21 protein-coding genes are annotated in these 19,266 nt (G+C 57.9%); 10 read left to right on the top strand and 11 right to left on the bottom strand.

What is annotated here, in order from left to right; all coding sequences use genetic code 11:
- Positions 1-32: 32 nt before the first annotated feature.
- The 7 genes from G7W63_RS18505 to G7W63_RS18475 all read right to left on the bottom strand — a co-directional run bounded on the left by G7W63_RS18505 (position 33) and on the right by G7W63_RS18475 (position 9,761).
- Positions 33-1,205, bottom strand: coding sequence for a MalY/PatB family protein (locus G7W63_RS18505; RefSeq protein ID WP_166261894.1), 1,173 nt, complete (start codon positions 1,203-1,205; stop codon positions 33-35).
- Between the two features lie 2 nt (positions 1,206-1,207).
- A complete protein-coding gene (locus G7W63_RS18500) occupies positions 1,208-2,560 on the bottom strand; it encodes a sigma-54-dependent transcriptional regulator (RefSeq protein ID WP_166261892.1) in 1,353 nt (450 codons plus the stop codon).
- Positions 2,557-4,374 (bottom strand): sensor histidine kinase, encoded by a 1,818-nt coding sequence (locus G7W63_RS18495; protein WP_166261890.1) that lies wholly within the window; start codon positions 4,372-4,374, stop codon positions 2,557-2,559. Before G7W63_RS18495 ends, G7W63_RS18500 begins: the two co-directional genes overlap by 4 nt.
- Before the next feature lie 121 nt (positions 4,375-4,495).
- Complete coding sequence (locus G7W63_RS18490; protein ID WP_166261888.1) at positions 4,496-6,673, bottom strand: TRAP transporter permease; 2,178 nt, start codon at positions 6,671-6,673, stop codon at positions 4,496-4,498.
- A gap of 98 nt (positions 6,674-6,771) precedes the next feature.
- Entirely contained in the window at positions 6,772-7,752 is a 981-nt protein-coding gene (locus G7W63_RS18485; RefSeq protein WP_166261886.1) for a TAXI family TRAP transporter solute-binding subunit, read from the bottom strand.
- 233 nt (positions 7,753-7,985) lie between these two features.
- Entirely contained in the window at positions 7,986-9,041 is a 1,056-nt protein-coding gene (locus G7W63_RS18480) for a TRAP transporter substrate-binding protein (protein WP_423202304.1), read from the bottom strand.
- A gap of 156 nt (positions 9,042-9,197) precedes the next feature.
- Positions 9,198-9,761 carry a gamma-glutamylcyclotransferase gene (locus tag G7W63_RS18475; RefSeq protein ID WP_166261882.1) on the bottom strand — a complete coding sequence of 188 codons (564 nt, stop codon included), beginning with the start codon at positions 9,759-9,761 and terminating at the stop codon, positions 9,198-9,200.
- A 270-nt stretch (positions 9,762-10,031) separates the two neighbouring features.
- On the opposite strand from G7W63_RS18475, the gene G7W63_RS18470 reads away from it, so the two are divergent.
- The 4 genes from G7W63_RS18470 (at position 10,032) to G7W63_RS18455 (ending at position 13,531) form a co-directional block, all read left to right on the top strand.
- Positions 10,032-11,060, top strand: a complete 1,029-nt coding sequence (locus G7W63_RS18470; protein WP_166261880.1) for a TRAP transporter substrate-binding protein — start codon at positions 10,032-10,034, stop codon at positions 11,058-11,060.
- Between the two features lie 91 nt (positions 11,061-11,151).
- Complete coding sequence (locus tag G7W63_RS18465; RefSeq protein ID WP_166261878.1) at positions 11,152-11,742, top strand: TRAP transporter small permease; 591 nt, start codon at positions 11,152-11,154, stop codon at positions 11,740-11,742.
- 34 nt (positions 11,743-11,776) lie between these two features.
- Positions 11,777-13,060, top strand: coding sequence for a TRAP transporter large permease (locus G7W63_RS18460; RefSeq protein WP_166261876.1), 1,284 nt, complete (start codon positions 11,777-11,779; stop codon positions 13,058-13,060).
- Positions 13,061-13,090: 30 nt separating this feature from the next.
- Positions 13,091-13,531, top strand: a complete 441-nt coding sequence (locus G7W63_RS18455; RefSeq protein ID WP_166261874.1) for a universal stress protein — start codon at positions 13,091-13,093, stop codon at positions 13,529-13,531.
- Positions 13,532-13,565: 34 nt separating this feature from the next.
- Here the strand turns inward: G7W63_RS18455 and G7W63_RS18450 are convergent, their stop codons facing one another.
- Positions 13,566-13,745 (bottom strand): hypothetical protein, encoded by a 180-nt coding sequence (locus G7W63_RS18450; protein ID WP_166261872.1) that lies wholly within the window; start codon positions 13,743-13,745, stop codon positions 13,566-13,568.
- Positions 13,746-13,913: 168 nt separating this feature from the next.
- On the bottom strand, positions 13,914-14,426 hold the full coding sequence (locus G7W63_RS18445) for an META domain-containing protein (protein ID WP_166261870.1): 513 nt from the start codon (positions 14,424-14,426) through the stop codon (positions 13,914-13,916).
- A 164-nt stretch (positions 14,427-14,590) separates the two neighbouring features.
- On the opposite strand from G7W63_RS18445, the gene G7W63_RS20065 reads away from it, so the two are divergent.
- The 4 genes from G7W63_RS20065 (at position 14,591) to G7W63_RS18435 (ending at position 16,411) form a co-directional block, all read left to right on the top strand.
- Complete coding sequence (locus G7W63_RS20065; RefSeq protein WP_242634493.1) at positions 14,591-15,232, top strand: hypothetical protein; 642 nt, start codon at positions 14,591-14,593, stop codon at positions 15,230-15,232.
- Positions 15,223-15,672 carry a GGDEF domain-containing protein gene (locus G7W63_RS20060; RefSeq protein ID WP_242634492.1) on the top strand — a complete coding sequence of 150 codons (450 nt, stop codon included), beginning with the start codon at positions 15,223-15,225 and terminating at the stop codon, positions 15,670-15,672. Before G7W63_RS20065 ends, G7W63_RS20060 begins: the two co-directional genes overlap by 10 nt.
- 97 nt (positions 15,673-15,769) lie before the next feature.
- Positions 15,770-15,895, top strand: a complete 126-nt coding sequence (gene ccoM / locus G7W63_RS20140; protein WP_278185433.1) for a cytochrome c oxidase subunit CcoM — start codon at positions 15,770-15,772, stop codon at positions 15,893-15,895.
- A 108-nt stretch (positions 15,896-16,003) separates the two neighbouring features.
- Complete coding sequence (locus G7W63_RS18435; protein WP_166261868.1) at positions 16,004-16,411, top strand: YkvA family protein; 408 nt, start codon at positions 16,004-16,006, stop codon at positions 16,409-16,411.
- A gap of 113 nt (positions 16,412-16,524) precedes the next feature.
- On the opposite strand, the gene G7W63_RS18430 is transcribed toward G7W63_RS18435, so the two are convergent.
- Positions 16,525-17,190, bottom strand: coding sequence for an energy-coupling factor ABC transporter permease (locus tag G7W63_RS18430; protein ID WP_166261866.1), 666 nt, complete (start codon positions 17,188-17,190; stop codon positions 16,525-16,527).
- A gap of 180 nt (positions 17,191-17,370) precedes the next feature.
- On the opposite strand from G7W63_RS18430, the gene G7W63_RS18425 reads away from it, so the two are divergent.
- Both G7W63_RS18425 and G7W63_RS18420 read left to right on the top strand, forming a co-directional pair.
- The gene (locus G7W63_RS18425; RefSeq protein ID WP_242634491.1) at positions 17,371-18,159 is read left to right on the top strand and encodes an adenosylcobinamide-GDP ribazoletransferase; all 789 of its coding nucleotides are present in this window, start codon (positions 17,371-17,373) and stop codon (positions 18,157-18,159) included.
- 142 nt (positions 18,160-18,301) lie between these two features.
- Positions 18,302-18,478 carry a DUF1328 domain-containing protein gene (locus G7W63_RS18420; protein ID WP_166261864.1) on the top strand — a complete coding sequence of 59 codons (177 nt, stop codon included), beginning with the start codon at positions 18,302-18,304 and terminating at the stop codon, positions 18,476-18,478.
- Between the two features lie 127 nt (positions 18,479-18,605).
- On the opposite strand, the gene G7W63_RS18415 is transcribed toward G7W63_RS18420, so the two are convergent.
- A complete protein-coding gene (locus tag G7W63_RS18415; RefSeq protein ID WP_166261862.1) occupies positions 18,606-19,148 on the bottom strand; it encodes a YaeQ family protein in 543 nt (180 codons plus the stop codon).
- Positions 19,149-19,266: the final 118 nt, after the last annotated feature.

The raw sequence follows: 19,266 nt of genomic DNA, 5'->3' as shown, positions 1-19,266 counted from the left end.
GGCGATTAAGTGGCGTGCCAAGCCGTAGAGCCCTAGAGCCTGCCATAGGCCTCCCTGATCTGAACCAGCGCCTGTTCAAGCAAGGCCTGCGGTGCTCCGATGTTCATCCTCATATGGCCCGAGCCACCGGTACCGAACTGTAACCCGGGGTTCATGCCAACCCCCGCGTCGTGTACAAAAAAGGCCTTGAGCCCGTCATCGGTTAACCCCAGGGCGCGGCAGTCGAGCCAGAGCAGATAGGTCCCCTCAGGCTCCACCAGTCGGATATCCGGCAGATACTCCGCAACGAACGCCGCCACAAAGTCACGATTGCCTTTCAGGTAGTGCATCAGCTCGTCCAGCCAGGCTTCGCCCTGCCGGTAGGCGGCCTCGAAGCCGGCGACACTGAACGGATTGCACTGGCCTATGTGCAGGCTGTCAAACACCTTTTTAAGGGCCGCCCGGTGGGCAGGGTCTGGAGCCACCAGGCTGGACAGCCCCAGACCGGGAATATTGAAAGTCTTGCTGGGCGCAACGGTTGTTATCAGCTGATCCTGCTCGCTCGCCAGAGTGGCCAGAACGGTATGCCTGGGCTTGTCCGGATAAACCAGATCGCAGTGAATTTCGTCGGAAATGACCACCAGCCCATGGCGTCGGGCGATTGCCAGTACAGACTGGAGCTCGTCTTTGGTCCAGACACGGCCCACCGGGTTGTGGGGTGAACACAGGAAAAGCACGCGAGCGCCGTCCCGGGCACAGACCTCAAGATGCTCGAGATCCATTTCATAGCCGCCGCCGGGACGCTCGCGCAAGGGGTTTTCAATCACCCGTCGCCCGGTCTGGGTCACCGCCGAGAAGAAAGGGAAGTACACCGGCGGTTGCACGATTACGCCCTCCCCGGGTTGCGCAAAGGCCAGCGCCGCCGCATGCAGCGACGGCACCACGCCCGGCGCCATCATCAGCCAGCTCCGGTCTATGGACCAGTTGTGGCGGTGTTCGAACCAGCCCATCAACGACTGATAGAGACTTTCGTGGAACAGGGTATAGCCGTAAGCCGGGTGCCGGGCCCGGTTGACCAGGGCTTCGGTCACCGCCGCCGGGGCGGGGAAGTCCATATCGGCGACCCACAGGGGAATCACCTCGTCGGTACCGAACACCGCCTTGCGGGCATCAAATTTCACCGCCTGGGTATTGTTCCGGGACAGGGGCGTATCGAAATCGGTCATTATTAGTCCTTGAAATCGGCTTTATCCAGACCATGCTTTTTCATCTTGTCGTACAGGGTTTTGCGGGCCAGGCCCAGTTGCAGCATGGTGTCCTTGATGCTGCCCTGGGCGATGTTCAGCGCACTCATCAGGGCAGCACGCTCGAAGCTGTCAGTCATTTCCGCCAGGGTCTGCAGGCCTGTCAGATCCCGGGCCGGGAGCCTCTGGTCTTCAATGAGCGCCGCAGGGCCCAGCAGTACGTAACGCTCAGCCAGGTTACGCAGCTCCCGGACATTGCCCGGCCAGCTGTGCTGCATCAGCCGGGCCGCCTGGCTGGCATTCAGAGGCACGCTTTCACGATCGTACCGGGCCGCGGCAATGAGCACAAAGTGGTGAAACAGGACAGGAATGTCCTCTTTGCGCTCCCGTAACGGCGGAATATCCAGCTGGACCACGTTCAGCCGGTAGTAAAGGTCAGCCCGGAAATCGCCCTCATCACTCAGGATCTTCAGATCCGTCTTGGTGGCCGCCAGAATCCGCACATCCACCGCCAGCGGCGTATTGCTGCCCAGGCGCTCGACCTTGCGTTCCTCAATTACCCTTAGCAGTTTGATCTGCAGGGGCATCGGCATACTCTCGACTTCATCCAGAAACAGGGTGCCTTTATGGGCGTGCTCGAACTTGCCGATGCGGCGCTTGTCCGCCCCGGTAAAGGCTCCGTGCTCATGGCCGAAAAGCTCACTCTCGATCAGGTTCTCCGGCACTGCACCGCAGTTTATGGCGACAAAGTTATGATCCCGCCGCGGGCTGTTTTCGTGGATATAACGGGCGACGGCATCCTTGCCCACGCCGGTTTCCCCGCGCAGCAGGATATCTGCGGAAATGCCCAGCAGGGGATCTATGGTCGCCATCAGCTTGCGCATGACTGGCGAGTCCCCCAACAACCGTGGCCCAGGCCGGGCAAGCATGCGCAACTGGGCTTTCAGGCGTCGGTTTTCCAGGGCCAGCTGGCGCTTTTCCCGGGCCCTGGCCAGCAGTTCGATCAGCTCATCATGCTCGAACGGTTTCTCGATGAAATCGTAGGCCCCTGACTGCATGGCATTCACAGCGGTGCTGATATCCCCCTGCCCGGTGAGGATGATAACCGGAATGGCGTCGTCCACCCTGCGTACCGCCGCCAGAACCGCCAGCCCGTCCATACCGGGCATGTTGTAGTCGCACAGCACCACGCCCTCAAAGTCCGCTGTGATCTCCGGCAGGGCATCGGCGCCTGCGGCATAACAGGCCACCGCCAGGTCTTCCAGGGCAAGGGTCTGGGCCATGACCTGGCGGATGTCGGGGTCGTCATCAATGAAAATTACCGTCGCTCGTGTCATGGGGTTTTCCTTGGTTTGGCCAGCGTCAGGACAAACACTGCACCGGGTCCGTCGGCGCGGTTATGACCGGTGAGTGTGCCCCCCAGGGCGTCCACGATCTGGCGGGATATCGACAGACCCAGGCCCAGGCCCTGCTTCACGGATTTGGTGGTGAAGAACGGCTCGAATACCTGGTCGCTGTCTGCCGGCAACCCCGAACCGTTATCTTCCACACAACACTGCCAGTGGTCGCCGCCGTCGTGGATGCTGATCGTTATACCTGGCTCCGGCACGGTTTCAACCGCCTGGATGGCGTTGGCCATCAGGTTGACCAATACCTGTTCTATCCGTATCAGGTCCCCGTGGCACATAACCCCGTGGTCGGGTCGGCGCCAGCGGATACGGACACCCTCACTGCTATCCTGGGCGGTGATGATCTTGAGTGCGGCATCCACTGCCAGGCGCAGGTCTACGGTGGCAGGCGGGCCTTCGGATTTGCGGGCGAACACCTTGAACTGCCGGGTAAGCTCCGCCATTTTATTGCACAGGGTGACGATTTCAGCGAGGTTGGCGTCCACCATCTCGGCATTGCCCCTTTCCAGGAAGCGCCGGCTGTTGCGGGCGTACGCCTGGATGGCAGTGAGGGGCTGGTTCATTTCATGGTTAAGGCCCGCGGACATCTGCCCCAGCACCGCCAGCTTGGCTGCCTGGATCAACTCCTGCTGGGTTGCCTTCAACTCATTCTGGGTCGCCTCCCGCTGACGGATCTCGGCCAGCAGCCGCCTGTTTGAGGCTTCCAGGTCCGCCGTACGCTCTGTGACCCGCTTCTCCAGCTGCTCGCCCCGCTGGGCGAGTTCAGCTTCCCGGCGGTAACGCTCCCGAACATACAACCAGGTCAGGAAACCACCCAGGAACAGCATCAGGCCGCCGGTGAGGAACTGAATCTGGGTCCAGAGCACCGGACCGGTACCAATCAGGACCCGCAGATTCCAGTCCAGCCTGGGCAGCGGCGTCTGGGTACTCAGATATTCCCGCCTGACCCCGTCCAGATTGAGCAGTACCAGACTGGAGCTTCCTGATGTCATGGTCAGCTTCCTGTTCACCTCAAGCACGTCCATATTGGTCAGCTCGCGGCCCGGGTAACGCTGCTGCAGGGCGGGATTATCGGCACTGGAGGTGTCCGGGGTGAAGTCCCGGTAGAGCCACTCCGCCCGGCTTGCCAGGAAACTGATGCCATCCCCGTCCAGCACCACCATTTCGGCATTGGCCGACGAGGCCGGACGCAGCCACTGGGACTCAAGCTCATCCACCTGGATCTTGACCGCCACCACACCGAGAATCTCCCCCGCGTCGTTCTTGACCGGATGAGAGAAGTACAACCCCCGGAGGTCGGAGGTTACGCCAAGCGCAAAGTACACGGCCGACTCGCCGGTCGCCATGGCCTCACTGAAATAGGGACGGTAGTCAAAACGCCGGCCGATAAAACTGTTGCTCTGGTCGTAGTTGTGGGCCGCGATGGTGAGCCCCGTCCGATCCATCAGGTAAACGTCGGAACTGTCCACGATGGTTGCCATACGCTTCATTTCTTCATTGGCCTGGAGGATCAGCCGCTGGTCTGACGGGCGTTCCAGCAGCCTTTGCAACAGCGGATGTTCTGCCATCAGTTCCGGCATTGGCCGGTAACGATTCAGTTCGTTGGCGACCAGTTGCCGGTAGCGGAAAGATTCTTCCAGGGCCTCCTGCTCCACCAGACGGTAGCCGACCCAGGCCCCAAGCTGCCAGGCCAGCACCGCAGTAAGACACAAAAAAAGCAATGCCCAGATTCGATAGTTCATGAATGCTCAGTGGTCAGGAACAGCCGATAGACTAGTCACTGCGCAAATATGGCACAAGGCGGGCGGCATCACGACCAGTAGCGGAGCCTGCCTGCAGGGCTGACCTGCAGGCAGTCTGTTGCTATGCCTGGGTAAGCGGCTGCTGCCTCCCTCGCTGTTTCTGGAGCAGGAACGCGGCAACAGCGGCGCCGATGCCGACCAGATCCGTCACCAGCCCGCCCTCAATCATGAGCAGGGCGGCGACCAGCAGAAGGATACGGGTATACCAGGCCGCAAGCTGGCTCATGAACCAGGCCTGCACCGCACCGGACAACAGGTAGACTCCGAAAGTGGCGGTTACCAGGGCCCGGGCGATTTCCATGAAGGTGCCATCCATCAATAGCGCACTGTTGTAGAAGAACATGAAGGGCACGATAAACGCCGCCAGCCCGATCCGGAACGACGCCACCGAGGTTTCCATGGCATTGGCACCGGATATCCCTGCTGCGGCGTAGGACGCCAGGGCCACCGGGGGCGTAATGGCAGACACCACAGCAAAGTAGAACACAAAGAAGTGGGCGGTCAGCGGATCAATCCCCAACTGCACCAGGCCGGGCGCCACCACCGAGGCTGCCACCGCGTATGCGGCTGTGGTTGGCATCCCCATGCCGAGCAGGATGGAAATGCACATGGCGAAGAACAGCGCCAGCAGCTGACTGGTTTCGGCCACGCCCAGGAGGAGGGATGAGAACCGGGCGCCCACGCCAGTCAGTGAAATCACGCCGACGATCACCCCGGCCGCCGCGCATACCACGATGATCTGGATCGCCATGATGCTGGCGAGATCAAGGGCGCGCAGAATGGCCCTTATGCCCATCTTGTTGGGCGACAGCCAGCTCACCACCGCAGCAGAAACCGTCGCCAGGGTACCGGCGCGTATCACTGAATAACCCTGGAACAGGGCGTAGATCAGGATGATGATCGGGATGAACAGGTACACCTGTTTGATCAGCTTGCGCAGCTGTGGCAACTCGTCCTTGCGCATGCCGCGCATCCCTGTACGGGCGGCCTCAAAGTCCACCATGAAGTATACCGAGGCGAAATAGAGTATCGCCGGTATGATTGCGGCAATGGCAATCTCGGTGTAAGGAATGCCGGTGATCTCCGCCATGATGAACGCGCCCGCGCCCATAATCGGCGGCATGATCTGCCCGCCGGTGGAGGCTGCCGCCTCGACAGCACCTGCCGACTTGCGGCTGTAACCCACCTTTTTCATCAGCGGAATGGTCAGGGACCCGGTTGAGACCACGTTACCGGCACTGGTGCCGTTGATCATGCCCATCAGGCCGGAGGCAAAGATGGAGACCTTGGCTGGCCCGCCCCGGGAGCGGCCCGCGGTAGCAAAGGCAAAGTTCACGAAATAATCGCCCACCTTCGATGCCTGCAGAAACGCCGCAAAGATAATGAACAGGATAATGTAGGTCGAGGACACCGCCGTGGTTGGCCCGAGGACACCGGCGTCGGTATACACCTGACTGAAAAAGCGCTGCACCGACAGCCCCGGATAGCCCAGGAAGCCCGGAAGGTAGGGGCCTGCGAACACATACACCAGAAACACCAGGGATATAATTACCAGTGCAAGGCCGGTCAGGCGCCGGGTCAGCTCCATGATCAGGGCGGTGCCAGCTATGGCTGCAAAGGAGATACCAATGGGCGCAAAGGAGGTACCGGTGGTCATGCGCATGGAGGTGTTATACACCACCAGGAAATAGGCCGCGGTTGCGATGGAGCAGACGATCAGCACCAGGTCCGGGTAGCTGAACAGGGAACGGTCGCGCTGGTGGAACCAGCTCACGATGATGCCGAGGCCCGTAGCCGCCAGCAGGGGCCAGCCGAAATGCCAGGTTTCAAGCTCTGGCGGCAGCCGCATGGTGCCTTCCAGAATCATCCGGTACATGACCCCCGTCTGCCACAGGGCATAGAGTGCGGGCAGGAGCAGAACCAGGCCGGCAGGGGTGGTCCAGGCATTGCGGCGTTTCACACCCTCCTCGGTGAAGCGCGCCCCGGAGAACAGAATGTAGCCGAGAATCAGGGCGCCGCACACGTGGATGATCCGGAACGACCAGGTCTCCAAGGGCGACACATTGAGCGTGTACAGGTGGAACGAGGAATAGACGATGGCCAGAAAGGCAACCGCCTTGAGCTGCCAGCCACTGTACAGGCGGCGGTTGGGCTCTATTGGCTCTTCATCTACCCCCTGCACAATAACCAGGTCGTCTGCGGTGGCTGCTGGAGGCAGATCTTGTTTTTCGGATGTCATGGCTCACCTGGCTTGACAGAAATGACGGCTCACCGGTCTTTGCCGGTCAGAATAAAATCCAGGGGCCACCGCTGTGGCCCCGTGACTTGCCCAAGAATTTACTTGATCATGCTGTCTTCGATTTCGTGGCCATTCTCGTTAAACCAGCGGGCAGCGCCCGGGTGAAACGGTAGCACGGTGTTCTTGTCCACGTTCTCTGGCACCGTCGACCGCGCGGCTTTATGGATGGACATCATCTTGTCGTTGTTCTCCATGGTCAGCTTGGTGACTTCATAGACAAAGCTTTCCGGCAGATCACAGTTGGCAATGGCGAAGTTCCACATGGAGACGGCACGGGCCGGCTCTTCCAGCGAACTGTAGGTACTGGCAGGTATAGTGAATTCCGATACCGGGAATTCAGCGGTGATCTTCTCCATCTCCTCTTCGGTGAACTCGATGATGTTGATGTCCGTCTGGACCTCGAGCTGGCTGACGGCGGGAATGGGAATGCCGGCGGCGAAGGCAACCACATCGATAAGGCCATCCTGCAACTGGGCGCCCAGATCAGACCAGCTGCCGTTACGGCGTTCATATTCCACACCCAGGGTGCCCATCATGCGGGGAAAGTAACTGTCTGATGTGGACCCTGACGGGCCGAAGCCAATGGTCGAGCCATCCGGAATCTCAGAGATAGAGGTAATGCCGGAGTCCTTCAGTGCCGTTACCGAGAAGGGGGTCTGGTACATGGGGAACATGGCGCAAACATTGTCCATTTTCATGCCCGGAGCCAGCGGGCTGTTGCCCTCCAGGGCTTCCCGGGCCGGGCCCATGGTGGTCAGGCCAAAACCCACGTCGCCGGTGTGTACCAATGCCATGTTCTGCACAGGGCCCCCGGTTATCTCGGCGCCGCCGGACACATCCAGGTTCTCGGCCACGAAGTTGGCCCAGCCTGAACCATAGGCGAAATAGGTTCCGCCCTGGCTAGCGGTGCCAACGGTGAAATTATCAGGCCAACCGGAGCGGTCCTGGGCGTTAGCCAGTCCGGAGGTAGTAACAGAGGCTACGAGTGCAGCAGTGGTAAAGGCGAGGGTCCTGTTCATATCTGGCTCCAGAGATTGTCATTGTTTTGGATGAACCGACGTCGACGAGACGTTCGTGTCCCTACCAAAGCAATGGCTGGGCCAGATGCCAAAAAACCTTACAGGACAACGGGGCCGACGTGGGAGGCAGGCAGACCGGGAGGGAAAATGGGTAGAATTCCACCCATTCCAGAACCGGAATGGGTGGAGAAGGCCCGACTTTAGCTGTTGCTCAGGTCAAGCAACGGGCCGGGCTATTCAATAATGGAGATGGTGTTCAGGTAGGCGCGATCGGAGATATTGGTCCACTTGCGGATACTCTGGAGATACTCCCGCTGGGAGTCGATGATTTCCTTGGCCAGAGGATCTTTTTCTGCTGCTTCCGCCAGCAGCTTCGCGGTCGCTTCCCTCAGGGCATCAATCACCTCGGGCGGGAACGTTTTGGCCTGGACGCTAGGGTAGTCCTCCCGCATCTTGCTCCAGTTCTGGCCACTGACGTGCATGCTCTGGGCATACATATCGTAAGCAGCTGTGCGCATGGCCACCCGGAGTATTTCCTGCAGCTCTTCCGGCAGCTTCGCCCAGCTCTTCTCGCTGATCAGGAATTGCACCTCAGCACCCGGTTCCTGCCAGCCGGAATAATAGTAGTCGGCTATCTGATGGAAGCCCATATCCAGGTCTAGCGCCGGACCTACCCACTCGAGGGCATCGATGGTGCCACGCTCAAGGGCAGTATAGAGTTCGCCGGGGGGTATATTGGTCACGGCCACGCCCAGTTCTGACATGACTTCGCCCGCAAAACCGGGCGTACGCATTTTCAGGCCCTTGAGGTCGTCGAGGCCCTTGATTTCTTCACGGAACCAGCCGCCCATCTGATTGCCGGTGTTGCCACCAGGAAACGACAGCATGCCATGGGGCTCGTAGACCTTGCGCATCAGGTCCATGCCGTCGCCATAGTAGAACCAGGCATATTGTTCCTGGGCCAGCATCCCGAAGGGGACGGTAGTGAAGTACATCGCGTTGGGGATCTTGCCTTTGTAGTAATAGGACGCGGTATGCCCCATGTCGTATTGACCGGCTTTCACCATGTCGAAAATACCGAAAGGCGCCTTGTGCTTGTTGGATGAATCAATCCGGATCTTCAAACGGCCGCCGGACATTTTTTCGGCCATCTGGGCCATACTGCGCGAAGCCTCGCCCAGAATCGGGTAATTCGGTCCCCAGGTTTCAGCCAGTTTCAGCGTGTAGGTTTCTTGTGCCAGCACCGAGGTACTGAAGGTTGCCGTCGCCCAGAGCATGGCCCCGAGCATTGCCAGAGTTGTTATGCGTTTCATGATGACATCCGTTTTGGGTTTTGTTTCAGATGTTCAGGGCCCTGCCCGTTTCGGGGGCATCCGGCTCTTAGCCATGGATCATAGCGAAAAAAGGCGCCCGGGGTGCACCCACTTTTCGACCCAGAGCCAGAGTTACTCCTCACCCAGCAGATGGCGCTCTATTTCGAACACATGGGAGTCGTGATCCCCCAGCTCCCGCAGGGCTTCAGCCAGTTTCAGCACATATTCGTCATTGGGGCCGCTGGGCCCCCGTGAGCGGGCAATCTGGGCCGCAATCTCGCTCTCATGGGCCTGGCCCAGAAAAGCCGCATTGTCCGGGGCAGCAATATAAAGCAAGCCCTGGGTCTGTCGGTTGTCGGCAAAATGCATGGCAACCATGAAGCGGAGATAACCGTTCTTTTCCCGAAAATCCAGATGAGTGAAAACTTCAGGCGATACCCGGTAGGCCATGCCACGACAGCAGGCGCCTTCTTCTTCAATCAGGGTTACTACCCGGCCCGGGGCTTCTGGCGTGCCCCTGTGATCATAGGAGCCCTGCCAGAAGCGGCGGGACCAGCCTTCAATGCGCGCTTCGCGGCGCTCCAGGTAAGGAAAGTCGGCTTTGAAAATCAGCGACCCGTAGCCGAACAGCCACACCGGCTTGCCATCGTCCATGGGGTAGCGAAGCCGGTTAATTTCGATCGTATTGGTGGTCATGGTCGACGACATCCGCTTGCGAGTCGAGTAAGACAGGAACGCTGTGATCTGCCCCTGCCCTAGCTTAAGCCGAGTTACCTGGTGAATGCCAGCCAGAGAATGGGTGTCGGTCAGCAGCCGGACGTTAAAGCCGAAATCAGGATTTTTGATGAGTCGAAGTCTGACGTTCTGTTAATGAATTTCACAGTTTTCTTGCGGAAACGTCATTTTTTTACCACTCTTAACAAATGTATGGGGTAACTTTACTAATAACCAGCGGAGAAAAATCAGATGAGTAACCTAACGAAACTGAAGAAACTCGCGGGGATTTCGGCGTTTGCGTTTGCAGCCGTCAGTGCTGCCAATTCCGTTAACGCTGCCAACTGGCGCTATGCCCACGAAGAATACGAGGGCGACGTTCAGGATGTGTACGCCTATAAATTCAAGGAATACATCGAGGAAAATTCCGACCACACGCTGGAAGTCTACCGTTTTGGCCAGCTGGGCGAGTCCGATGACATCATGGAGCAGACCCAGTCCGGGATCCTGCAGTTCGTCAATCAGTCACCCGGCTTCACCGGCTCACTGATTCCCGAAGCCCAGATCTTCTTCATTCCCTATCTGATGCCCACGGACATGGACACGGTGATCGAGTTCTTCCGTGAGAGCGAAGCGATCAATGAAGATTTCCCCGAGCTCTATGCAGAAGCAGGGCTTGAGCTTCTGAAGATGTATCCGGAAGGCGAAATGGTTGTAACCGTAGATGAGAAGGTGACCAAGCCTGAAGACTTTAATAACAAGAAGATACGGGTCATGACCAACCCGCTTCTTTCTGAAACCTACAGTGCCTTTGGTGCCACCCCAACCCCTCTGCCCTGGGGCGAGGTCTACGGTGCTCTGCAGACCAACATGATCCAGGGCCAGGAAAACCCGATCTTCTGGATCGAGTCAGGCGGTCTTTACGAGGTGTCGCCGAACCTGGTTTTCACCGGTCATGGCTGGTTCACCACCGCTTCCATGGCCAACAAGGATTTCTACGACGGCCTGTCTGAGGAAGACCAGAAGCTGATCCAGGACGCAGCCGACTACGCCTTTGAGGAAATCATCGATCATATCGACGGTCTGGCCGACGAATCCCTTGAGAAGATCAAGGAAGCCAGCGACGAAGTCACCGTGACCCGTCTTGATGAAGAACAGATCAAAGCCTTCAAGGAGCGCGCGCCTCAGGTCGAAGAGAAGTTCATCGAAATGACTGGTGAAAGCGGCAAGGAGCTTCTCAACCAGTTCAAGGAAGATCTGAAAGAAGTTCAGGACAAGTAAGCGGCGCATTCCCCGGCACCAGCTTGCCCAGTGGTGCTTCGGGGCCCGGCCGTAACCTGACGGCCGGGTGCCATTCCACGGAGCAGAATCCATGAGTGAAAATCCCGCCACCGACGACGATACGGGAACCTTCGAGTCGGGCCTGCCCGGCATCCTGGGTACCATCGATGTAGTTATCAGCAAGATCGAGGCAGTCATGCTTGCCGCCGGTGTCCTGGCGATGGCGATCAATACCTGCGTCAACGTCGTTGCTCGTTTTGTGTTTGGTGAAGGCTTTTTCTTTGCCGGTGAAATCAACCGCATCCTGATTATCCTGATTACCTTCGCGGGTATTGGTTACGCGGCCAGACACGGCCGTCATATCCGTATGTCAGCCATTTATGACGCATTGCCCGCACTGGGGCGAAAAATTCTGATGATTTTCATTGCGCTCTTTACCGCCGGCATCATGTTTTTCCTCTGCTACTGGTCTTATGCCTACGTAGAGACCCTGTACGGCCGTGGCCGAATTCTGCCTGCCCTGGGAATCCCGATCTGGACTATCTATGTATGGGTTCCGATAGGCTTCGCCGTTACCGGTATCCAGTATTTTCTGACAGCCATTAAGAATTTCACGGCCAAGGATGTATACCTCTCCACCGGTGTGGTGGATGGTTACGCCGATACAGAAAAAGAAGTGTGAACGCTCAGCCCCAGTAAACAGGAAGGACGTATTCATGGCGACGACTCTCATGCTCATCATGATCGGGCTGCTGCTGCTAGGCTTCCCGATGATGGTCCCTCTCATTACAGCTGCCCTTGTGGGCTTCGTGATGATGTTCGATGGCTTTGGTCAGACAGGCACGTTTATCCAGCAGATGATGGGGGGTATTCGACCCGCCTCCCTGATCGCCGTACCCATGTTCATACTCGCCGCAGATATTATGACCCGGGGTCAGTCGGCAGACCGGCTGATCAACATGGTCATGTCGTTCATTGGCCATGTAAAAGGAGGCTTGGCCATCAGCACCGCCACCTCATGCACCCTGTTCGGCGCGGTGTCCGGCTCAACCCAAGCAACAGTGGTCGCCGTAGGCTCTCCGCTTCGGCCAAAAATGCTCAAAGCAGGTTACTCGGACTCCTTCACTCTGGCCTTGATCATCAACGCCAGTGATATTGCGTTTCTCATTCCGCCCAGCATCGGGATGATTATCTACGGGGTCATTTCCGAGACCTCCATTGCCGAGCTGTTTATTGCCGGTATCGGCCCAGGCCTGATGATCCTGCTGATGTTTTCCATCTATTGCCTGATTTATGCGTACCGCCACAACGTGCCCACCGAAAAAAAATCCACCTGGGGTGAGCGGGCCCGTTCCGTTCAGGGCGCTACCTGGCCGCTGTTTTTCCCGGTCATCATTGTCGGCGGTATCTATGGCGGTATCTTCAGTCCCACCGAGGCAGCGGCTGTCTGCGTTCTTTACGCATTCTTTCTGGAGTTCGTGGTATTCCGCTCTCTGAAATTGCCCGACATCTACCGAATCGCCAAATCGACCGGCTTAATCACGGCGGTGGTGTTCATTCTGGTGGCGGTCGGCAACGGCTTTTCATGGATTATTTCGTTTGCTCAGATTCCCCAGGCCATACTGGAAACCGTCGGCGTTAATGAAGCCGGACCTACGGGTGTGCTTATCGCCATCTGTATCGCCTTTTTTGTGGCTTGTATGTTTGTTGATCCCATCGTGGTCATTCTGGTGTTAACGCCCATCTTTGCGCCGGCTATCCAGGCCACCGGACTGGACCCGGTGCTTGTGGGTGTACTGATTACGCTTCAGGTGGCCATAGGATCGGCAACACCGCCCTTTGGCTGCGATATATTCACTGCCATTGCCATCTTCAAACGGCCTTACTGGGAAGTGATACGGGGCACGCCGCCGTTCATCTTCATGCTGGTTGCTGCGGCTGGCTTGCTGATCGCATTCCCGCAAATCGCGCTTTTCCTGCGTGACATGGCATTCCGTTAAAGCACCCATAGCGTCTACGGAGAGTAACCGATGTTCAAGAAGATACTGGTTGCAATCGACGGCTCCGAGTCCGCCACCCGGGCGCTGGACAAGGCTGTCGAGCTTCAAAAACTGACCGGGGCCGAGCTGTTGCTGCTCTGTGTCTATAAGCATCACAGCCTGTTCGAGGCGTCCCTATCGATGGGCCGGCCCAGCCAGATACAGATTCCCGACGAAGCACTTTCAGAGTTTGCGGAAAGTGTGGTTGAACAGGCCAAGACCCACGCCACGGAAAAGGGCGCAACCGGCGTTCGGGGATTTGTGAAAAGCGGAAAGCCTTCCAGAACCATTGTCGAGCTTGCAGAGTCCAAAGGCGTGGATCTCATCGTTGTGGGTACGCGTGGCACCAACAGCGATCGGGACGGTATGTTCCTTGGCAGTGTGGCGCATCGGGTCGCCAGTACGGCCAAGTGCGCAACCCTGGTGATTTAGGAATCAGCGAGCCGCCCTGATTTCCCCACGCAGCTCATGGTTGCCAGAACGGTTTGTAGGCCTCGCGGATGAGCGTTCCAGGCACCACACCGATGTCGCGCTCTATCTGTACTGCATTGCCCCATTGAAGCCTCGCCCGCAGGCTTCTGCGGTTCGAGGCACGCTGCCGCCAGACTACTAGGGTGGCTTTCAGCCTGCCATTAACGGTACTCATGGTGTCACTCTCCTGGTTGACTGAAGCGCTACGCCGCAGGGCCAGCCTGCCCGACGCATTGCTCACCATGAGATAATTGCAGATCGGAGCCTTTGCCGGCAGATACAGCCAGTCAGCTAACTGAACGGTACAGAGTTTCCAGAAGCCGCCGTCAGAGCCCCGATCACACTACTTCAGATGAGTGGCCACCAGAACCGCAAGTACAGCGTTGTCCTTGCCCATCAGTTTCAGGTGCCGGCCTTCTATCCCCATGGCCCGGGTCTGCTCCAGGGCCTGGATAAAAGCCGACTCGGCTGATCTATAGTCAGGACAGGCCATACGGGTGGCGCCCATGGCCAGAAACCGCACCTGACCCTCCTGGACCCCGTACTGCCCGTTCAACGTATTGCAGCCGGTATGGCCCAGGACCCGGCCATCGTCAAGAAAGATCAGGTGGGGCTCCCGGGCTTTTTCCAGTGCTGGTACCTCATCACCGCCGATTTCCATCAGCTTCCAGTAGGTGTTGGTCAAGGGCGCGTCCTCTGAAGCGCCGGGCTGTTCCTTGTCCGGAGCAGAGCTGCAGGCCACCAAAAGGCCAAACAGGGCTATCACCAGCGCCCTGAGCAAAAAGTCGGCCGGGTCAACCATGAACCCCCTCACCCTGAAGCCCGTTACCTGCTCGCCCTTGTTCACCTTCCCCATGCGATTAATACTTTAGTCTAAAAAAATGTCATATTTTATGTCGCTCATAGCGACAGTCAAAGACTTAGCCGAGGCACCGGTTTTATCCCCTTGTCAGGCCAGGTGCACTGCTTTAGCTTAGCCTCTTGACCGCCAAGAATCAGTGAGCAAAGGGTGTGGATGCCATGCCGGATACCGCAATTCGTCTTGCGCAGCCGCATCGAAAAGCGGTTTTCACGACGCTCCTCTGGATAACCCTCTGTGCCGGCATTTTCTTTGCCGGGCTCAATATCCTGTTTGGCTCATTCGAACTGGCTATGGTCGAGCTTGTCATGGCGGCTTATGCCATTTTCCTGTTGGTCGAAACCCGGCACGTCCAGCACCTTGAGCGCTGGATACTGGCCTTTGTCATACCCTTTTTCATAGCGATGATGTTCGCCATGTGGGTACCTCGGTCGTCTGCTACGGTCTTTGCCTGGGTCCTGCTGATCCCCATTGTTTCCCACCTCCTACTGGGGCGCCAGCTCGGCTTTGCCGTATCCCTCTTCTTTATGGCTACCGCCGGCGTCATTTTCTTTTTCAAGCATGGCGACGACCCGGCCCTGATGGAGGAGCTGGCGATTGCCAATATCACCATCGTCTCGTTTGCCATTCTGGCCTTCTCCCACGTCTACGAAGTCAGCCGGGAACGCTCCGAGCTCCGCCTTTTGCTCATGGCGCAAACTGACTTTCTGACAGGGCTCGCCAACCGGGCCCGCTTCAAGGACATTTTCGAGCGGGAAAAAGTCGGGCCCAGCGGGACAAGACACCCCTATCAGTGCTGGTGATTGACCTGGACTACTTCAAGGAGGTTAACGACCGCTTTGGTCATGAAGCGGGCGATGCTGCCCTGGTTTACGTTGCCAACCTGCTGTCACGTCGGCTCCGCGCCACCGATCTCGCCTGCCGCCTCGGCGGCGAAGAGTTCGGCATCATCCTGGTGGACACCTCCGGCCAATTGGCCATGGAGGTGGCCGAAGATCTCCGCCACACGCTGGAACACTCACCGTTCCATAATCAGGGGCGGTGTATCGAGCTCACCATGAGTGTCGGTGTCGCCGAGTATGGCTTCGACGGCGTCTCCCTAAGATCGCTGCTGGCTGCTGCCGATACGCGACTATACCGTGGCAAGGCTGAGGGCAGGAACCGTGTTATCGGCTCTCTGATCAAGCCCGGCAGTGGACGGAAACGGGCCAGGACCCGGGAAGACGAGCCCGCCGGGGTCTAGGGTCATTTCATTTGACGGCATTCCTTGACCCGGATCAAGAAGCAGCCCCGGCAGGCGTCGTAATCTGGCCTCAGACACATGTTCTGAGGAGATACCCATGTATTTGGATACTGTTGTTCTGGCAGGCATTGGCACGGTTTTACTCATGTTTGCGTTCCTCGGAGGCGTTGGCTACTTCGTTTACCGGGACTCCCACAAGAGCGACCCGAAAAAGCCCCATTGAGCAGAAGGTCCGGCCTGACCCTTGCCAATCTTCACTGAACTAAGCCGGCTTCTATGGCATCATCCTGATAGCGCACAGTCGCACACTGATATCAGGAGGATAAAGATTATGGCTATCCCCGACCACGCAGCCAATGAAGCTCTGGAGCAAGAGTCAGCGAAAATAGACCGCAAAGATCTGGAAGCGGTGATGGCGGCCCGGGAGAATGTCGAGCGCAAGGCCCGCAAAAGCAGCCGGCTGAACCGTTTTCTCACCGACATCCGTTTAATGTTTGACATGGTGGGAGACTACTGGAAAGGAAACTACCGGGCCGTGCCGTGGCTGAGCATTGCAGCCATTGCCGGGGCCCTACTCTACGTGTTCAACCCTCTCGACCTGATCCCTGATATGATCCTAGGCGTAGGCCTGATGGACGATGCCGCTGTGATCGCTGTCTGCCTGGGCGTTGTGGAAAATGACCTCCAGGCCTACCAGGACTGGAAGCACCGCCAGGAGGCTGAATCACAGCCATCCTAGGCCCAGGCTTGCCTGGAAAGTCCCTGCCAGTACCCCGACAACACCCTGCCTCCAACCCAACCTGGCAGGGTGTCTGATTCCGTCCCCTTGGCACGAGCCAGACTTGCGCACTATCAGTGTGGTCGGTAACGGCGCTGGTCGAGGGTGAGCAGACGGTCCGGATGGAACACCATCAGGCCGGTCACAATGGCGCCGTTCACAAAGCCTTCGGGTATCAGTATCAGGGGCAGGTAACGCAGGTATTCGTGGACCAGGTGCTCCCAGGTATAGGCTCCGCCGAGCCACAACATCACCACCATGGCGCAACCGGCGATCGCGACGGCGGCGCCAGCCCCGAAGAAGCCGCAGAAAAAGATGTAGGCAAAGAAATTACGGAAATCCCGCCGGCGCTCCCACAGCATGATGCCGTGGCTCACCAGTGCCGGCACCATAACGGTAAAAAAACCGTTGACGGCAAACAGGTGCCAGGGCTCGCGCCCTGTAATGACCACGATCAAGGAAGCCAGAAGACCCGCAAAGACCGCCAGGCCCCAGCCCATCATCAGCGTCACCACGGTCATACCGAATATGTGGATGGTCAGGCCAGGGGAGATGCCGGCACGCAACTGCCAGAGAAAACCCAGGACAACGGCTGAACCGAAGAACATATGCTGTAGGGTCTGATCGGAACGCAACCGGCGCCAGTCTGTGTTGCGAACAGCAAACCAGAGGCCGGCCAGAAACAGCAGGGTGGTGAAAAAAATCTGCAATCCGGTCAGCAAGTTATCGGCCAGCCCCATAATCATTCCTCTGCCTGCCGGCTAGTTCGGATGCCAGCCAGGTGTTCTACGTCGCTGTTCAGGCCATCCTACACTGTCATTGTCCAGGGGTTAATACGGAGCCGAGACCGGCCCGCGCAAGCAGGAGCGGTTCATTTCGACTAAACTGCCGTTTTTGCAGATTCGGGAGCAGTAGATCCAGTGCCGACGCAACCGTCTTCAGTCTGGCAGCGAGAATGGCAGGCCTTCTGGCTTGCGGTCGGCTTTCTGACCCGCGTTCCCATGCTTGTCCGTATTGACTATACACCGGCTCTCATGAGCCAGAGCAGCGTCTACTTTCCGCTGGTGGGCCTGTTGCTGGGCGCCAGTTATGCGGCGCTGTTCAGCCTGGTGTCGGCCCTCTGGCCGACGCTGGTCTGCCTGCTGCTTGTGCTCTGTTTCCACCTCTGGCTAACCGGTACCTTCCATGAAGACGGCCTCGCAGACAGTGTCGACGCCCTGGGCGGAGGCTACACCGTCGCCGACCGTCTGCGCATCATGAAAGATAGCCGGATAGGCACCTATGGCAGTGTAGCTCTGTTTCTTGCCCTGGGCCTGAAGGTGGCGCTTCTGGTTGCGGTTGAGCATATCTGGCTGGCTCTGCTGGTTTCCCCTTGCATCGCCCGTCTGGCGCCCCTGGTGTTGATGCGGGGCTTAAGGTATGTAACAGACCCGGACACCAGCAAGAGCAGGCCGGTGGCCGAGCATTTCTCGACGACCCGATTGATCGCCGCCATCGCCTTTGTCGTAATGGTCTGTATCGCACTGACCCCCTGGGCGCCGTCACTGCCGCTGGCGGCATTGGTCAGCGTTGGGTTGGTCTTCCTGGCCTGGGGTCGCGCCCTGAAAGCCGATCTTGGGGGTTATACCGGCGATGCCCTGGGCGCCAGCGTCGTGTTCTGCGAGCTGGTATTGTTGCTGTGGCTGAGCGCCAGCAGCACGCACATGTAAATGGATAACACATTAAAAGGTAGTCAGAATCCCAGCTTGTGCTTGCGTTATCGAGCAGGTTTTACGATGGTGAATATGCATACCAAACACAAAGGATAGGTCGAGGATCGCCAGGCGACCGAAGACCTGAGGAGAGGGAACTATGCTCTATTGGGCAGTCGTATGTCTTATTATCGCAATAATTGCGGGTGTACTCGGTTTTGGCGGTATCGCTGGCACCGCGGCAGGAATCGCTAAAATACTGTTCGTTATCTTCCTCATTCTTTTCGTGGTTTCTTTGATCATGAACTCAAGGAAGGGAGGCGGACCCAAGTTGTAGCGGTCCCTGACCCAGGCGTGGCTTCCGGCTTCATGAGCAGGACCCGGAAGCCACCGCAAATGCCTTATTTCGGTTCCAGCTATCAATTCCAGCGATTAACCCCAGCTTCACTACCTGTACCCCCAGCTCAGCGCCGGTTTCCCTGCAGCCATTCAATGGGCAGTTCGTGCTGTTCTTCAGCATTACTTACATAAAGCACATCATCTGCAATCATCACTCCCCAGTCTATGGTCCGGTTGAGCTTGGAGCACAACGCCGCCAGCGGCTCAGTTGGCAAAACCGCTATATTCAGATTCGACAGCGTGTTTACTGAAGAGAGCACTTTCGGGCCCCATACCCGGGTACTGCCATAGACCAGAAGGGAGACTTTCTCGGCACGACGGGAGCACCAGACAAGGCGGTCAGCATCGGGCTGGCCCACTTCAATCCAGTGCTCCGTGCGCCCGTCCAGGCTTTTCTGCCACAAGGCAGCTTCGTCCACATCGGACAGGCCCCGGCCAAACTCAAGACGCTCGTGATACCAGAGGCCATAGGCCAACACCCTTGAGGCCAGGCGCTGCTCGGTTTCTGAAGGGTGTCGGGCAACCGTCATGCGCAGGTTGTCGTAGACGTCCCGATCTACATCCGAGAGGTTGAGATTTACCTTGTAGGGTGTTGCCTGAAGGGCCATTGATAAGTCGTCCTGACGAAGTTCGGGCTCAGATTCTAACCTAAAAGACTTCCGCTGCCTGTTAAAAAAACCGGCCTGGGGCGGTTGAAATTCCGGAGATAACCATCAGTTTCATAGT

This window comes from Marinobacter salicampi (assembly GCF_011074795.1).
GTDB classification, from domain to species: Bacteria; Pseudomonadota; Gammaproteobacteria; order Pseudomonadales; family Oleiphilaceae; genus Marinobacter; species Marinobacter salicampi.
This window is presented reverse-complemented; position numbering and strand designations above follow the sequence as displayed.

Excerpts from the sequence above, each read along its gene's own strand:
- G7W63_RS18505 (WP_166261894.1), bottom strand. The coding sequence starts at position 1,205 with ATGACCGATTTCGATACGCCCCTGTCCCGGAACAATACCCAGGCGGTG.
- G7W63_RS18500 (WP_166261892.1), bottom strand. The coding sequence starts at position 2,560 with ATGACACGAGCGACGGTAATTTTCATTGATGACGACCCCGACATCCGC.
- G7W63_RS18495 (WP_166261890.1), bottom strand. The coding sequence starts at position 4,374 with ATGAACTATCGAATCTGGGCATTGCTTTTTTTGTGTCTTACTGCGGTG.
- G7W63_RS18490 (WP_166261888.1), bottom strand. The coding sequence starts at position 6,673 with ATGACATCCGAAAAACAAGATCTGCCTCCAGCAGCCACCGCAGACGAC.
- G7W63_RS18485 (WP_166261886.1), bottom strand. The coding sequence starts at position 7,752 with ATGAACAGGACCCTCGCCTTTACCACTGCTGCACTCGTAGCCTCTGTT.
- G7W63_RS18480 (WP_423202304.1), bottom strand. The coding sequence starts at position 9,041 with ATGCTCGGGGCCATGCTCTGGGCGACGGCAACCTTCAGTACCTCGGTG.
- G7W63_RS18475 (WP_166261882.1), bottom strand. The coding sequence starts at position 9,761 with ATGACCACCAATACGATCGAAATTAACCGGCTTCGCTACCCCATGGAC.
- G7W63_RS18470 (WP_166261880.1), top strand. The coding sequence starts at position 10,032 with ATGAGTAACCTAACGAAACTGAAGAAACTCGCGGGGATTTCGGCGTTT.
- G7W63_RS18465 (WP_166261878.1), top strand. The coding sequence starts at position 11,152 with ATGAGTGAAAATCCCGCCACCGACGACGATACGGGAACCTTCGAGTCG.
- G7W63_RS18460 (WP_166261876.1), top strand. The coding sequence starts at position 11,777 with ATGGCGACGACTCTCATGCTCATCATGATCGGGCTGCTGCTGCTAGGC.
- G7W63_RS18455 (WP_166261874.1), top strand. The coding sequence starts at position 13,091 with ATGTTCAAGAAGATACTGGTTGCAATCGACGGCTCCGAGTCCGCCACC.
- G7W63_RS18450 (WP_166261872.1), bottom strand. The coding sequence starts at position 13,745 with ATGAGTACCGTTAATGGCAGGCTGAAAGCCACCCTAGTAGTCTGGCGG.
- G7W63_RS18445 (WP_166261870.1), bottom strand. The coding sequence starts at position 14,426 with ATGGGGAAGGTGAACAAGGGCGAGCAGGTAACGGGCTTCAGGGTGAGG.
- G7W63_RS20065 (WP_242634493.1), top strand. The coding sequence starts at position 14,591 with ATGCCGGATACCGCAATTCGTCTTGCGCAGCCGCATCGAAAAGCGGTT.
- ccoM (WP_278185433.1), top strand. The coding sequence starts at position 15,770 with ATGTATTTGGATACTGTTGTTCTGGCAGGCATTGGCACGGTTTTACTC.
- G7W63_RS18435 (WP_166261868.1), top strand. The coding sequence starts at position 16,004 with ATGGCTATCCCCGACCACGCAGCCAATGAAGCTCTGGAGCAAGAGTCA.
- G7W63_RS18430 (WP_166261866.1), bottom strand. The coding sequence starts at position 17,190 with ATGGGGCTGGCCGATAACTTGCTGACCGGATTGCAGATTTTTTTCACC.
- G7W63_RS18420 (WP_166261864.1), top strand. The coding sequence starts at position 18,302 with ATGCTCTATTGGGCAGTCGTATGTCTTATTATCGCAATAATTGCGGGT.
- G7W63_RS18415 (WP_166261862.1), bottom strand. The coding sequence starts at position 19,148 with ATGGCCCTTCAGGCAACACCCTACAAGGTAAATCTCAACCTCTCGGAT.